At 76.6% G+C, this 14,568-nt stretch carries 12 protein-coding genes and 1 pseudogene; 6 read left to right on the top strand and 7 right to left on the bottom strand.

The window, feature by feature from the left end; all coding sequences use genetic code 11:
* Positions 1 to 26: 26 nt before the first annotated feature.
* Both E1O70_RS20395 and E1O70_RS20700 read right to left on the bottom strand, forming a co-directional pair.
* Positions 27 to 236 carry a hypothetical protein gene (locus tag E1O70_RS20395; RefSeq protein WP_194216839.1) on the bottom strand — a complete coding sequence of 70 codons (210 nt, stop codon included), beginning with the start codon at positions 234 to 236 and terminating at the stop codon, positions 27 to 29.
* Positions 237 to 556: 320 nt separating this feature from the next.
* A pseudogene (locus tag E1O70_RS20700) lies at positions 557 to 1,204 on the bottom strand (FAD-dependent oxidoreductase); the annotation flags it as partial.
* A 94-nt stretch (positions 1,205 to 1,298) separates the two neighbouring features.
* Here E1O70_RS20700 and E1O70_RS07085 point away from each other — a divergent pair.
* The 4 genes from E1O70_RS07085 to E1O70_RS20660 are packed head-to-tail and all read left to right on the top strand — an operon-like array spanning position 1,299 to position 5,200.
* Positions 1,299 to 1,511: a heavy-metal-associated domain-containing protein gene (locus E1O70_RS07085; RefSeq protein ID WP_085951370.1), complete on the top strand. Its 213-nt coding sequence runs from the start codon at positions 1,299 to 1,301 to the stop codon at positions 1,509 to 1,511.
* Positions 1,508 to 2,479, top strand: a complete 972-nt coding sequence (locus E1O70_RS07080; protein ID WP_061267018.1) for a hypothetical protein — start codon at positions 1,508 to 1,510, stop codon at positions 2,477 to 2,479. The genes E1O70_RS07085 and E1O70_RS07080 overlap by 4 nt, the downstream gene beginning before the upstream one ends.
* A 46-nt stretch (positions 2,480 to 2,525) precedes the next feature.
* Positions 2,526 to 4,844, top strand: coding sequence for a heavy metal translocating P-type ATPase (locus E1O70_RS07075; RefSeq protein ID WP_061267019.1), 2,319 nt, complete (start codon positions 2,526 to 2,528; stop codon positions 4,842 to 4,844).
* A 44-nt stretch (positions 4,845 to 4,888) separates the two neighbouring features.
* Positions 4,889 to 5,200: a hypothetical protein gene (locus tag E1O70_RS20660; RefSeq protein WP_082774280.1), complete on the top strand. Its 312-nt coding sequence runs from the start codon at positions 4,889 to 4,891 to the stop codon at positions 5,198 to 5,200.
* A 110-nt stretch (positions 5,201 to 5,310) separates the two neighbouring features.
* Here the strand turns inward: E1O70_RS20660 and E1O70_RS07065 are convergent, their stop codons facing one another.
* From E1O70_RS07065 to E1O70_RS07050, 4 genes are all read right to left on the bottom strand, one after another.
* Positions 5,311 to 5,571 (bottom strand): hypothetical protein, encoded by a 261-nt coding sequence (locus E1O70_RS07065; RefSeq protein WP_061267020.1) that lies wholly within the window; start codon positions 5,569 to 5,571, stop codon positions 5,311 to 5,313.
* Positions 5,572 to 5,695: 124 nt separating this feature from the next.
* A complete protein-coding gene (locus E1O70_RS07060) occupies positions 5,696 to 6,784 on the bottom strand; it encodes a chymotrypsin family serine protease (RefSeq protein WP_061267021.1) in 1,089 nt (362 codons plus the stop codon).
* A gap of 106 nt (positions 6,785 to 6,890) precedes the next feature.
* Entirely contained in the window at positions 6,891 to 9,320 is a 2,430-nt protein-coding gene (locus E1O70_RS07055; RefSeq protein ID WP_061267022.1) for a YhgE/Pip domain-containing protein, read from the bottom strand.
* Entirely contained in the window at positions 9,317 to 12,373 is a 3,057-nt protein-coding gene (locus tag E1O70_RS07050) for an MMPL family transporter (protein WP_082774282.1), read from the bottom strand. Before E1O70_RS07050 ends, E1O70_RS07055 begins: the two co-directional genes overlap by 4 nt.
* A 129-nt stretch (positions 12,374 to 12,502) precedes the next feature.
* On the opposite strand from E1O70_RS07050, the gene E1O70_RS07045 reads away from it, so the two are divergent.
* Positions 12,503 to 13,204 carry a TetR/AcrR family transcriptional regulator gene (locus E1O70_RS07045; RefSeq protein ID WP_061267023.1) on the top strand — a complete coding sequence of 234 codons (702 nt, stop codon included), beginning with the start codon at positions 12,503 to 12,505 and terminating at the stop codon, positions 13,202 to 13,204.
* A 41-nt stretch (positions 13,205 to 13,245) separates the two neighbouring features.
* On the top strand, positions 13,246 to 13,611 hold the full coding sequence (locus E1O70_RS07040; protein WP_061267024.1) for a VOC family protein: 366 nt from the start codon (positions 13,246 to 13,248) through the stop codon (positions 13,609 to 13,611).
* Between the two features lie 10 nt (positions 13,612 to 13,621).
* Here the strand turns inward: E1O70_RS07040 and E1O70_RS20100 are convergent, their stop codons facing one another.
* A complete protein-coding gene (locus E1O70_RS20100) occupies positions 13,622 to 14,530 on the bottom strand; it encodes a helix-turn-helix transcriptional regulator (RefSeq protein ID WP_061267025.1) in 909 nt (302 codons plus the stop codon).
* Between the last annotated feature and the right edge of the window lie 38 nt (positions 14,531 to 14,568).

The following is a 14,568-nucleotide window of genomic DNA, read 5'->3' as shown; positions in this document are numbered from 1 at the left end:
CCGGCGCGCTGTGGACCGACGACGCCTCAGGGGCGGCGCAGGTCTCGGCGCAGCGCGTGGAGCTCCCGCGTCGCGCCGAGGCCGACCACGGCGACCAGGTCGCCCCCGACACGCAGCTCGGTGAGCAGCCCGCCGCCGTCGAGCGTGCGGTGCTCCGGGGTCGCGCCGGGCACGGCGACGCCGAACCCGGCGACCTGGGCGCCGTGCAGCACGAGGGAGAAACCGGCGTCGGGCACGTACGGGCCGGGGTCCGGGCCGCCGACGAGACGGCGCAGGGCGGCGCGCGCCGCGTGGGCGCCCTGCGCGACGGCGGCGTCCCAGTGGTCGGTCCGGAACCGTCGTCCGTGCCGGTCCCGGTGGACGGCGACCGCCCCGGCGGCGAACAGGCCGGGCGCGGCGGGGACGGCGAGGCGGTCGTCGACGTCGACGCCGCCGCCGGTGCCGGGTGCGGCGGGCGCGGTGCCGTGCGCGACGACGGCGAGGTCGGACTCCAGGACCGTCCGCCCGCGAGGCGCACGGTGACGCCGCCCGGGTGCTCGGTCACCGCCTCGACCCGGCGGCCGAGGTGGGCGTCGAGGTGCTCCTCGTGACGCAGGGCGACGGCGCGTGCGACCGCGGTCCCGAGCGCCCCCGCGAGCGGGAGCCGCGAGCGGGCGACGAGGTGGACGGTCGCGCCGACCTCGGCGAGCCAGGCGGCGGTCTCGGAACCGACGAACCCGGCGCCGAGCACGGTGACCGTGCGCCGCGCGGGATCGGGGCCGAGCAGGGCACGCAGCCGCTCGGCGTCCCGCGCGGTGTGCAGGTGCACCACGCGGGGCTCCCCGCCGTCGGCGCCCGCGAGCGCCGGGACGCGGTCCACGGCCGGCCCGGGGCGAGGCACCGCGCCGGTCGCGAGGACGACGGCGGCGGCGGTGAGCTCGCGCCCGTCCGCGAGGACGACGGCCCGCCGCGCGGGGTCCAGCCCGGTCGCGCGCGCCCGCACGAGCTCGACGTCGAGCGGCACCGGCAGGGCGGCCTGCTCCGCGGTGAGCAGGCCTTGGAGGATCGCCTTGTCGACGAGGGTGCGCAGGTAGGGCTCCCCCTCCTCGCCGTGCACGAGGACGACGCGACCGTCGAACCCCTCGCCGCGCAGCGTCGTCACGGCGGCGCGCCCGGCGGCTCCGCCGCCGACCACCACCACGTCCGGCCTGTCCACGTCGCCCATCTCTCCTCCTTGACCTAGATACCCCCTGTGGGTATATTCGCCATCCCAGCCATACCCCATGGGGGTATCAGCACGGAGGAGGAACGTCGTGAGCATCGTCGAGATCGAGTACCAGGTGACCGGGATGACGTGCGGCCACTGCGAGATGTCGGTGCGCGAGGAGGTCGGGCAGGTGCCCGGCGTCACCGCGATCGACGTGAGCGCGACCACCGGTCGGCTGGTCGTCACGGCCGACCAGCCCCTCGACGACGCCGCGGTCCTCGCCGCCGTCGACGAGGCCGGCTACACGGCGGAGCGGACGCGATGAGAGCCCCCGCCCGGATCGCGCTCTACGTCGCCGGGCTCGGGGTCGTGTTCGTGGCCTCGGCCGCCGTCGCGGGCGCCGTCGTCCCCGAGGGCGCGCTGGCGGAGCCGCCCGCCGCGCACGCGCCGGAGCAGCACGCCGCCACGAGCGACGACCCCCCGCAGGAGACCACGAGAGGAGCGGAGATGGTCGGCGGACTGTCCCTGGAGCAGGGCGGCTACACGCTCGGCGAGATCGAGGCGCCGCAGTCGCCCGGCACGCCCGGCGAGCTCGCCTTCACCCTGACCGATCCGACGGGCGCGCCGGTGACCGACTTCGCCGTCGCGCACGAGCAGCGCCTGCACCTCGTCGTCGTGCGCTCCGACGGGGCGCACTACCGCCACGCCCACCCCGAGCTGGACGACGTCGGCCGCTGGTCGGTGCCCTGGACGTGGGACGCCGCGGGCACCTACCGCGTGTACGCCGACGCCGTCCCCACCGGCGGCGACCCGATCACCCTGAGCCGCACCGTCGAGGTCGCGGGCGACGTCGTGCCCGTCCGGGCGGGAGCCCCCACGACCACGGCGTCCGTCGACGGGTACGACGTCACGCTCGACGGGAGCCTCCAGGTCGGCACGGCCTGGAGGCTGACGCTCGAGGTCACGCGGGACGGCAAGCCGGTCACGACGCTCGAGCCGTATCTCGGCGCGTTCGGCCACCTCGTCGCGCTCCGCGACGGCGACCTCGCCTACCTGCACGCCCACCCCGAGGGCGCGGAGGCCGCGCCCGGCGAGGTCTCGGGCCCGACCGTGGCGTTCGCCGTCGAGGCACCCACCGCGGGCCGGTACCTCCTGTACCTCGACTTCCAGGTCGAGGGCCAGGTGCGCACCGCGGCCTTCACCGTCGAGGCCACCGGCGCCACGGTGACCCCGGACGAGGCCCCGGCCGACGCCCCGGCCGACGACGACCCCGCCGCGCACGACGACCACTGACCACCCTGCACCGGGCAGCCCGCTGCCCGGCCGGAAGGAGAACCTCATGACGGCATCGGCCGCCCCGTCGCCGGGGACGTTCGTCGAGCTCGAGATCGGGGGGATGACCTGCGCCTCGTGCGCCATGCGGATCGAGAAGAAGCTCAACCGGCTCGACGGCGTCACCGCGACCGTGAACTACGCGACCGAGAAGGCGAGGGTCACCGTCCCGGACGGCGTCGACGCGGCCACGCTCATCGCGGAGGTCGAGAAGACGGGTTACACGGCGCAGGTCCCGCGCGCCGAGGCCCCCACCGCCGACGAGGACGCGGGCACGGACGCGGACGACCCCGAGCTCACCGCGCTGCGGCACCGGCTGATCGGCGCCGTCGTGCTGTCGGTCCCGGTCATCGCCATGGCGATGGTCCCCGCGCTCCAGTTCACGTACTGGCAGTGGGCGAGCCTCGTGCTCACCGCGCCCGTCGTGGTGTGGGCGGCGTGGCCGTTCCACCGCGCCGCGTGGACGAACCTGCGGCACGGCGCGGCCACCATGGACACCCTGATCTCCGTCGGGACCAGCGCCGCGTTCCTCTGGTCGCTGTACGCGCTCTTCCTCGGCACGGCCGGGGAGCCGGGCATGACGCACCCGTTCACGCTCTCGGTCGCCCGGGCCGACGGCGCGGCGAACATCTACCTCGAGGTCGCCGCGGGCGTCACGACGTTCATCCTCGCGGGCCGCTACTTCGAGAAGCGGTCCAAGCGGCAGGCGGGCGCCGCGCTGCGCGCCCTGCTCGAGCTCGGCGCGAAGGACGTCGCGGTGCTGCGCGACGGCGCGGAGACCCGCATCCCGATCACCGACCTCGCCGTGGGCGACGAGTTCGTCGTGCGCCCGGGCGAGAAGATCGCGACGGACGGGACGGTCGTGGCCGGCACGTCCGCCGTCGACGCCTCGATGCTCACGGGCGAGTCCGTGCCCGTCGAGGTCGGGGAGGGCGACGCCGTCACCGGGGCGACCGTCAACGCCGGCGGGCGGCTCGTCGTGCGTGCGACGCGCGTCGGCGGCGACACCCAGCTCGCGCAGATGGCGCGCCTCGTCGAGGACGCGCAGTCCGGCAAGGCGCAGGTCCAGCGCCTCGCCGACCGGGTCTCCGCGATCTTCGTCCCCATCGCCATCGCGATCGCCGTCGGCGCGCTGGGCGCGTGGCTCGGGGCGGGCGCCCCGGCCTCGGCGGCGTTCACCGCCGCCGTCGCGGTCCTCATCATCGCGTGCCCGTGCGCCCTGGGCCTCGCGACCCCGACGGCGCTGCTCGTCGGGACGGGACGCGGCGCGCAGATGGGCGTCCTCATCAAGGGGCCGGAGGTCCTGGAGTCGACGCGCTCCGTGGACACCGTCGTGCTCGACAAGACGGGCACCGTGACGACGGGCGTCATGACGCTCACCGAGGTCGTCACCGGGACGGGCACCGACCGCGCGGAGCTCCTGCGCCTCGCGGGCGCGCTCGAGGACGCCTCCGAGCACCCCGTCGCCCGGGCGATCGCCCGCGGCGCGGTCCAGGAGGTCGGCCCGCTGCCCGTGCCCACGGAGTTCACCAACGTCGAGGGCAAGGGCGTGCAGGGCGTCGTGGACGGGCACGCCGTGCTCGTCGGCCGCGAGTCGCTCCTCGCCGAGTGGGCGCAGCACCTCCCGCGCGAGCTCGCCGACGCCAAGGCGCGCGCCGAGGAGCAGGGCGGCACGGCCGTCGTCGTCGGCTGGGACGGGCAGGCCCGCGGCATCCTCGTGGTGGCCGACGCGGTCAAGCCCACGAGCGCCGAGGCGATCCGCCAGCTCCGCGCGCTCGGCCTCACCCCGGTGCTCCTCACCGGGGACAACGCGACCGTCGCCCGACGGATCGCGGCCGAGGTCGGCATCGACGAGGTCATCGCGGAGGTCATGCCGCGCGACAAGGTCGACGTCGTCAGCCGGCTCCAGGGCGAGGGCAAGGTCGTCGCGATGGTCGGCGACGGCGTGAACGACGCCGCCGCGCTCGCCCAGGCGGACCTGGGCCTCGCCATGGGGACGGGCACGGACGTCGCGATCGAGGCCGCCGACATCACGCTCGTGCGGGGCGACCTCCGCTCCGCGGCCGACGCGATCCGGCTCGCGCGTCGGACGCTCGGGACGATCAAGGTGAACCTCTTCTGGGCCTTCGCCTACAACGTCGCCGCGATCCCGCTCGCCGCGCTCGGCCTGCTCAACCCCATGCTCGCCGGTGCCGCGATGGCGTTCTCGAGCGTCTTCGTGGTGGGCAACAGCCTGCGGCTGCGCTCGTTCTCCAGCCGCGCGACCGGCGCGCACCCCGGCACGCCCGCCGCGACCGCGCCGAAGGCCCGGCTCGCCGGCGTCTGACCCCGACCCCGACCCCGACTGACGACCCTCCAGGAGGACCCCGCATGTGCCAGCACCACGACGACACGCACCCCGGCCACGACGACCACCCGCACGACGGCGGGCACCACGGTGCGCACGACGCGGCGCACCACCACGCGCCCGCGACCGCCGCGGGGATCGCGCCAGCGACGAGTGAGGCGGCGGACGACGACCTCGCCGAGTGCCCCGTGATGCACGGGAGCATGGTCGCGAAGGCCCACGCCGAGGCGGCCGGGCTCGTGCGCGACCACGAGGGCGTGCGCTACTGGCTGTGCTGCTCGTCGTGCGGGCCGCTGTTCGACGCCGACCCGGCCCGGTACGCGCGCGCCGCCTGACCGCACGGATCACCGGCCGCGTCGTCCCGGCGCCCTCGTGCCCGGTGCCGCACCCTCCCGGTGCGGTGCCGGGCACGCGTCGTGCGACGGACGGGTCGTGCGGCAGAGGCTCAGGCGCGCGACGCCGTCACGTCGCCGACGACGCGCACCTCCACGTCCACGCCGTCCACGGTCTCGGGGACCGCGACGTCGTCGGACGTCACGTTCACGCGCAGCAGCCAGTCGTCGCCGAGGCCGGACGTCCCGGCCCCGCGCACCGGGGCGCCGGTCAGGTCGGCGCGCGCGATGCCGACGCCGGTCACGCCGTCGAGGCCCGCGAGCTCGTCGCGCAGCGCGGCCTTGGCCTCCCGGGCTCGTTCGAGGGTCGCCACGGCAACCACCTCCCGCACCCATTGTGCGCCCGACGGCGGCCGGAAGGCAGGGCCGACCGTCCCTCCCTCCAGGGGGGCGGGCGAGCGGGTCCCTCCGGACGGCCAGATCGACGTCTCGCCAGGCTCAGCCGAGCAGCGTCGCACCCAGCCGATCGAGCACGGTCCCGATGGGGTTGCAGTACGTGAGCCCGGTGCCGTTCGCACCCCCGGTCTCCGACCCCGCGAACAGCAGCCCCAGCGCCACGCCGTCCTCGCGGTACACGAGCGACCCGGAGTCGCCGCCGCGCGAGAAGGGCCCGTCTCCCGTGGACTCGACCTCGATCTGGTCGTCGAAGCGCAGCGCGCCGAGCCCGTCGCCGTACCCGACGACGACGTCGTCGAGCTCGATCGCCGTGACCCGCCCCGCGGTCACCCCCGTGGTTCGGCCCGACTTGCCCACGACCTCGCCGCCCAGCGCGACCGCCGTCGTCGTGATCCTGCCGACCGGGTACTCCGGGTCGACGTCCGGGTCGTCGAGCAGCGCGACCGCGGCGTCCACGGTCTGCGTGATCCCGGCCTCGAGCGGGACCAGCCCGGCGAGGGTGCCCACGCGGTCGTCGGGCGCGCGACCGCCGTCGGCCGGGCCGGGCTGCACGACGACGTCCCCCACCCGGGCGGCCGGCGAGCCGACGAGCACGTGCCAGTTGGACAGCGCGTAGACCGAGGCCTCGTCGGCGCCGTCGACCGCTGGCGGCGCGACGCGCACGAACGCCCCGAGCGTCCCCGCGGTGACGTCGACGTGCGCGACGGAGACCCCGGGCCGCAGCGGCCGGACGCGGCCGGTCTCGCCGGTCGCGTACGCGGTGACGACGGGCGGGCGCACGCCCGGGCCGTCGCCGCGGGCACGCCCGGCGCCCGGCGCGGCGGCGAGCGGACGGATGCGTCCCGTGCGCCGCACGTCCACCGTGTCGCCCGCCTCCGAGGCGACCTTGCGCGCGATGCTGCGCGCGGTGGGCACCCCGAGGCGGTACCGGACCGCGATCGCGTACCCGCCGTCGTCGTGCGGGGCGAGCCCGATCGCGAGCGTGGGGGCGCGCACGACCTCCGCGGCGTCGGGCACGTCGCGAGCCTCGATCGCCGTGTCCGACCGGCCCGCCAGGCCCGACCGCTCGGCGAGCTCGCGCGCGTAGTCCGCGAGCTGCGACTTGATCTCCCGTGCCTTCTGCTGGTCCATCGGTGCACCGTCCCCTCGCCCGGCGGACGGCTCCCGCCGCCCGCGTCCTGCCGAGCGAGTCTGGCGGCAGCCGCCCACACGCGCACCGCGGCGCGCCGCACCCGCGTCAGGCGCGCAGGAGCTGCTCCACCCGGACGGACCGGCGGCGCGCGACGACGAGCGTCGTCACCGCGACGGACACGAGGCCCCACAGGACCAGCGCCACGGCGTCGCCCGCTCCCCCGGCCGCGCCGGGGTCGACGATCGACGTGAGCAGGCGGAGCGCCGAGCCCACCGGCAGGACGTCGCGCAGGCTCGTGAGCGCGGCCGGGACGGTCGCGACGATGCCGGTCGCGACGAGCAGCACCGCGACGAGCAGGCCGATCGCGCGCCCCACGTTCCCGAGGAGCGCGGCGAGCGCCTGGTTGAGCGCGACGAACACGACCGACGCGAGCGCCCCGGACGCGAGCAGACCGATCCAGCCGCCCACGCTCGCCCCCTCGACCGCGGCGAGGACGCCGCCGACCACGAGACCGGTCGCCGCGGCGATCCCGGCCGGGAGCGCGAGGGCCGCGAGCGCGAGCCGGCCGGGGCCGCGCGTCGACCCCAGGAGCCGCGCCGGGACCGGCGGGAACGCGACGAAGATCGCGAGCGCGCCCAGCCACAGCGCGAGCACCGCGAACAGCGGGCCGGTCGAGCCGGTCCCGAGGTCGTCGACGCCGGGCGCGGCCACGGGGTCGGCCACGACGCTCGCGAGGTTCTCGCGCTCCGCGTCGGTGTACGAGGGGATCTGCCCGGTCGCCTCGTCCAGACCGTCGGCGAGGTCGGACGTGCCGCCCGCGAGCTGTCCGACGCCGCCCGCGAGGTCGCCCGCGCCCGTCGCCAGCTCCTGGGTGCCGGTCGCGAGCTGGTCCGCGCCGGTCCCGAGGGCGCCGACGCCGTCGGCGAGCCGGTCCGCGCCGCTGCCGAGCGCCCCGACCCCGGCGGCCAGGCCGTCGGCCCCGGTGGACAGCTGGCCCGCGCCGCCGGAGAGCTGCGCCGCGCCGTCCGCGACCTGGTCCGCCCCGGGCGCGAGCTGCCCGAGCCCGGCGGAGAGCGCGGCCGCGCCCTGGGCCACGCCGGCGGCCCCGGTCGACGCCTGCGCCGCGCCTGCGGACAGGTCGTCGGCGCCCGTGGCGAGCCGGTCGACGCCCGCCGCGAGCGCGTACAGACCGGTCGGGGCACCACCCTGGCCCGACGGCGAGCCCGCCAGGGCCGCGTTCCCCGCGGCGACGCCCGCCGCGTCGGCGGCGAGCGGGCTCAGTACCTCGAGCTGCTGGTCGAGCACCCCGCACGTGGGGTCCGTCGACCCGTCGACGCACCCCGCCGCGACCCGCTGCTGCTCGAGACCGGCCACGACCTGGACGAGGCCGCCCGCCACGTCGCGCGAGCCCGTCGCGAGCGCGGTCGCGGTCTCCGGGAGCGACCGGCCGGTCGACGTGCCGTCGGGCAGCCGCACGTCCGCGATCGAGGCGTCGAGCGCGCCGAGCCCGCTCGCGAGGTCCGACGCCCCGGTGGACAGCGCACCCACGCCGCCCGCGAGGCTCTGCGCCCCGGAGGCCAGCTGCCCCGCGCCCGCGGCGCTCTGGTCGACGCCGTCGGCCACCTGCCGCGACCCCGCGGCGAGACCCTGGGCGCCGCTCGCGACGCCCTGCGCGCCCGACGCGAGCTGGTCCGCGCCGCTGCCGAGCTCCCCGACCCCGGCGGCCAGGCCGTCGGCGCCCGTGCCGAGCTCGCCGACGCCGGACGCGAGCGCGCCCGCCCCGGTGGCGACCTCGCCCGCGCCCGACGCGAGCTGCGTCGCCCCGTCGCTCGCCTGGGCGGCGCCGTCGGCGAGCTGGTCCGCGCCGTCGGCCGCCTCGCCGAGCTGGTCGTGGAGCGTCGTGAAGCCGGTGAGGACGCCGTCCACGTAGTTCTCGGTGAGCGTCGTGCCGAGCACCGACGTCGCGGTCGTGGTGACGATGCGCGCGAGCGCCTCGTCGACGACCCGCCCGCCGGGCGTCGTCTCGACGGACAGCGTGGCCTGCGTCGCGGCCGACGGGTCGCCGCCGAACGACGTGGCCGCCGCGGAGAAGTTCTCCGGGATCGTCACGACGGCCGCGTACGTGCCGTCGGCGAGACCGGCCGCGGCGTCGTCCGCGTCGGTGATGACCCAGTCGTAGTTCGTCGTCCCCGGGTCGGGCTGCACGGCGACCGCGCCGGTGTCGGACGAGGCTGCGCCCCCGCTGACGAGCCCGGCGGTGAGCTGACGGCCGAGCGGGACGGTCTGGCCGTCCACCTCGACCGGCTCGTCGAGGTTCACGACCGCGGCCTTGACCGTGTCCAGCCGCTCCTGCGGGTTCCACAGCGCCCACAGGAGCAGGCCGAGGACGGCGAGGGGCAGCGCGACGGCGGCGGCCACGGTCCACGCGCGCCGGGCGTCGACGCGGCGGGGGCGCGCCCCGCCGGTCGGCGCCCCTGGGGACGTCGGGTCGGCGGTCGGGTCGGTCGGGACCGGCTCGGGCGGGAAGACGCTCATGCGGGCACCTCCTCGGTGCGCGGGCCGACGACGGGCGCGGCGGGGACGGTGCGGTCGGGGTGGTGCGGGTCGTGCAGGTCGAGGACGGGCGTCCCGGGCGGGGCGAGGTCCGTCGGTGCCGGGCCGACGGCGCCGAGCACCACCGCCGTGCCGCGCCCCGCCGCGTCGGCGAGCACCTCGGCCAGCGCGGCCCGCTCGGCGGGCGACGTGACGGCGTCGGTCCCGACGACCGCCAGGAGCCGGGGCCGCTCGCGCAGGACCTCGGCGACGCTCGCCGCCGCCGGCACGCGGTGCGCCGCGGGCGCCGGGGCGTCGCCGGGGAGCGCGGCGACGTCCGCCGCGAGGTCCACGAGCGCGACGCGGCGCCGCACGGTCAGCGCACGCTCCGGCAGCACCAGGCCCGTGACCTTGAGCGCCCCGCTCGTCGGGCGCAGGCGCCCCGCGAGCGCGAGCACGACCCCGGACACCGCCGCGGGCGACTCCCCGTGCACGACGAGCGACCCGCCGTCGGGCACCCGGACCGTGACCGGCTCGGCCAGCGGGCCGCGCGCGCCGGCGACGACGAGGTCGTGTGCGACGACCGCGTCCGTGCTGCCCGGCTCCGGCCAGTCCGCGAGCGCGAGCTCCTTCGACAGCCCCTCGCCCTCGACGTCGAACGACGGCAGCACCCGGTCGAGCCAGCGCGGCATCCACCACGCCTTGTCGCCGAGCAGGGCGAGCACGGCCGGGACGAGCGTCATGCGCACGACGAACGCGTCGACGAGCACGCCGACCGCGAGGCCGAGCGCGATGGGTTTGAGGCTCATGTCGCCCTCGGGCACGAACGCCACGAACACGGCGAACATGATGACCGCGGCCGCGGTGACGACCTTCGCCGACGCCTGGAACCCCGTGAAGATCGACCGCCGGGCCTGGCCCGAGTGCACGTAGTCCTCGCGGATGCGCGCCACGAGGAACACCTCGTAGTCCATCGCGAGGCCGAACAGCACGCCCATGAGGACGATCGGCATGAACGAGATGACCGGCCCGAGCCGTGTCACGTGCAGCGCGTCCGCGAGGAACCCGTGCTCGAACACGAGCGTCACGACGCCGAACGCCGCGCCGACCGAGAACAGGTAGCCGAGCGTCGCCTTGATCGGCACCGCGACCGACCGGAACACCATCGTCAGCAGCACGAGCGACAGGCCGACGACGACGAACGCGAACGGCAGCAGCGCCGCCCCGAGCTTCGCCGAGACGTCGATCCCGACCGCCGTGAACCCCGTGACCGCGAGGTCGACGCCGTACTCGTCGAGGAAGTGGTCGTGCTGCGCGCGGATCTCCGTGACGAGGTCCTTCGTCTCCTCCGAGTCCGGCGCGCCGGTCGGGACGACCTGCACGATGCCCGTGTCCGCCGTGAGGTTCGGCGTCGCGAGGGGCACGTCCGCCACGCCCGGGAGGTCCGCGATCTCGTCGCCCAGGTCGTTCATGAGACCGACGGGGTCCGTGGACGTGACGATCGTGCCCGTGACGATGAGAGGCCCGTTGAAGCCCGGGCCGAAGTGCTCCGACACGAGGTCGTACGTGACGCGCGCCTGGTTGTCCTCGGGCAGCGTCCCCGCGTCGGGAAGCGCGAGCTGCAGGTCGCGCGCCGGCAGCGTGAGCAGCACGATCGCGGCGACGACGAGCCCGATGGTCAGCAGCGGGATCCGCGTGACGGCACGCACCCACCCCGCGAAGAACCGGTTGCGGTGCTCGGTCGTGGTCGGGTCGGAGAGGTCCCTGGTCGGGTCGGAGAGGTCCCTGGTCGGGTCGGAGAGGTCCCTGGTCGGGTCCGCGGTGGGGGCGCCCTCGGTGCTCGGGGCTGCCGCGCCGTCACCCGGGTCGTCCGGGCGGGGGTTCACGAGCGCGGCTTGACGCCCTCTCGCATCCGAGGCCGCCCCCACCGCTCGTCCGGTCCGTCGCCCGGGCGACCCGGTCGCCCCGGCCGGCCCTCCGCCGTCCGCTCCCGCGGCCGCACGCCGTCGCCCGCGCCCACGACGGCGCGGTGCCTTCGGGCGGAGGCGCTCGCCCGCGAAGCCCAGCATGGCAGGCAGCAGCGTGATCGAGACGAGGACGGCGAGCCCGACCCCGACGGCGGCGGCGACGCCCATGACGGTGAGGAACGGGATGCCGGCGACGCCGAGGCCGACGAGCGCGATCATGACGGTGAGGCCCGCGAAGATGACGGCCGAGCCGGCGGTCGCGACGGCCCGCGCCGTGGCCTCCTCGACGCTGAGGCCGGTCGCGAGCTCGTCGCGCTGCCGGGACACGATGAACAGCGCGTAGTCGATGCCGACGGCGAGGCCGAGCATGACGGCGAGCATCGGGGTCGTGGAGTTGATCTGCGCGACGGCGGTCGCGGCGAACAGGAGCCCCATGCTCACGCCGACCCCGACGACGGCGTTGAGGAGCGGCAGCCCGGCCGCGACGAACGAGCCGAACGTGAGCACGAGCACGACGAGCGCGACGAGGAGGCCGAGCGCCTCGGTGACGGTGAGGGTCGGGAACTCGGTGCTGAAGAGCTGGCCGCCGAGGGCGGCCTGCGCGCCGTCGGGCAGGGCCGCGGCGAGGTCGTCGACGACGTCGCCGAGCGCGTCCTTCGTGGCGTCGGTGACCTCGCTCTGGCCCTCGTCGAGCTGGACGGTCATGAGGGTCGCGACGTCGTCGTCGCTGACCGACGCGGGCATGGTGTCGTCGTAGGGGGAGGTGACGGCGGCGACGCCGTCGACGTCGCCGAGCGCGGTGACGGCGTCCTCCACGGGGCCGCGGACCGCGTCGTCCTCGATGGTCGAGCCGTCGGGAGCGACGACGACGACCTGCGCGGACGCCCCGCTGACCTGCGGGAACGTGGCGGCGAGACGGTCGAGCGCGGCCTGCGACTCGGTGCCGGGGATGGTCACCTCGTCGTCGAGGCCCTGGCCGACGAGCCCGGCGAGCCCTCCGGCCAGCACGAGGATGCCGATCCAGGCCACGAGGACGAGCCGGCGCGCCCCGACCGCCCACCGGCCGAGCGAGTACAGCGCTGAGGACACGGGCGGCCTCCCGGGGAGAGTGCAGACGGATTTGAGGATACGCCGCTGTATCCGATGCGCGAACGTATCGGATACACTCGTGCATCGCAAGGCCGCCCGGTTCGGGCGGCGCCGTCCGACAGTGGGAGCATGTCCGGCGTGACGACGGACCTCGACCCGACCCGAGTCGACCGCGCGGAGAACGACGCGCCGCTCTCGCGGCGCCGCGAGCGCACGCGCGAGCGCCTGCTCGACGCCGCCTACGGCCTCTTCGCCGAGCACGGCATCAACGGCACCTCGATCGAGGCGGTGTGCGAGGCCGCGGGCTTCACCCGCGGCGCGTTCTACTCGAACTTCGAGTCGAAGGAGTCGCTGTTCCTCGCCCTCACGGAGCGCGAGATCCGGACGCGCATGCGCAACCTCGAGGCCGCCGTCGAGCACCTGCCCGACGACCCGGTCCGCGACGGCGTCATCGCGCCCGACACGATCGCCGCGATCGTCGCGGCCGTCATGGCCGACCCGCGCGACGAGCGCCGCTGGTGCCTCATGAGCGCGGAGCTCGAGCTGCTCGCGCTGCGCGACCCGCAGGTCGCGGCGCGGTTCGCGGACCAGGAGGAGTCGTTCCGCGCCGAGCTCGCGGGCATCCTCACCCGCGTGCTCACCGAGGTCGGCATGCGGTTCGCGATCGACCCGGCGGCCGCGACGCGCGTGCTCATCAGCGCGTACACGTGCGCGGCGCGCGACGCGTTCCTCAGCCCCGCGGGCGACGACGCCGTGCAGCGCGCCCGGAGCGCGGACTGGCTCCCGGCGCTCGTCGGCCGGCTCGTCGAGCCGCTGCCCGCCGCGGACTGAGAACCGCCCCCGGTGTGGGTGGCGCACGTCACACTGGCGCCATGACACTCACCTTCAGCGGCGCCGTGGTCGACTGCGCCGACCCCGCCGCCGTGGCGGACTTCTGGCAGGCCGCGCTCGGGTGGACGGGGCGCGAGACCGGGCCGCACAGCGAGGCCGTGCTCTTCCCGCGCGACGGCGAGACGATCCTCGGGCCGCCGAGCCTCGTCTTCCAGCGCGTCCCCGAGGGCAAGACGGTGAAGAACCGCCTCCACCTCGACTTCTCGTCGTCGACGCAGGCCGCCGACGTCGCACGGCTCGAAGGGCTCGGCGCGCGACGCGTCGACGTCGGGCAGGGCGAGCACGAGACGTTCGTCGTCCTGGCGGACGTCGAGGGCAACGAGTTCTGCGTCCTGCGCGCCGACTGACCCCTCCGCGTCAGGCGGGGCCGGGGCGGTACACCGCGGCCGAGCCCGGGGGCGGCTCCCCCACGTCCGCGACGGGGCGCGGGTCGTACGCCTCCGCGGTGAGGTCCGCGCGCTCGACGCGCGAGAGCCGGAACCAGCGGATCGCCTCGCGCGTGCGGCACCACGCGACGAGGTACCAGCGGCCGTCGGTGTGCGCGAGCAGCACGGGCTCGACGCGACGCGCCGACGTCGACCCGCGCCCGTCCCGGTAGCGGATCGCCAGCACGCGCCCGCCCGCGATCGACTGCTCGACCGCGCGCAGCACCCCGAGGTGGGTCCGCGCACGCCCGACGACGTCGCCCCGGCCCGGCGCGGTCGTGTCGCCGTACGGCTCTCCCGGGTGGACGGCGGCGGGCGGGACGGCGTCGGAAGGGACGGCGTCGGACGGGACGGCGTCGGCCGGGGCGGCGGGCGGGCCTGCTGCGGGCGGGACGGCGTCGGGCGGGCTCGCGGGCGGGACGGCGTCGGGCCGGTCCGGGTCCGGCACGGCGTGGCGGACCCACACGCGCGCGGCGAGCGCCTCGGCCCGTGCGCGGTCGCCCGCGCCGAGCGCGTCCCACACCTTGCCGCGGGCGGCGAGGGCGTCGACCGCGAACGGGCTGCCGGGCGGGAGCGTCGCGAGCGCGACGGCCACGGCGACGGCCTGGCCGGGCGTGAAGTTCACGGGTGGCAGCGACGCGCTCGGGTCGAGCACGTACCCGCCCCCGGGCCCCGCCTGGGCCCAGATCGTGAGCCCGGCCTGCTGGAGCGCGGCGACGTCGCGCTTGATCGTCCGTTCGCTCACCTCGAGCGCCGCGGCGAGACGCGGCCCCGTCGTGCCCGTCCGGCCCGCGCGGCGCAGCTCCTCCGCGAGCGCGTAGAGGCGCTCCGTCCTGTTCACCCCAGAATGGTGACAGACAGGTGTCACCGACACCCTGC

It is taken from the genome of Cellulosimicrobium funkei, assembly GCF_004519295.1.
Classification (GTDB): Bacteria; Actinomycetota; Actinomycetes; order Actinomycetales; family Cellulomonadaceae; genus Cellulosimicrobium; species Cellulosimicrobium funkei.
Note: the sequence above shows the minus strand (reverse complement) of the source record. Positions and strands in the feature narration are given on the sequence as shown.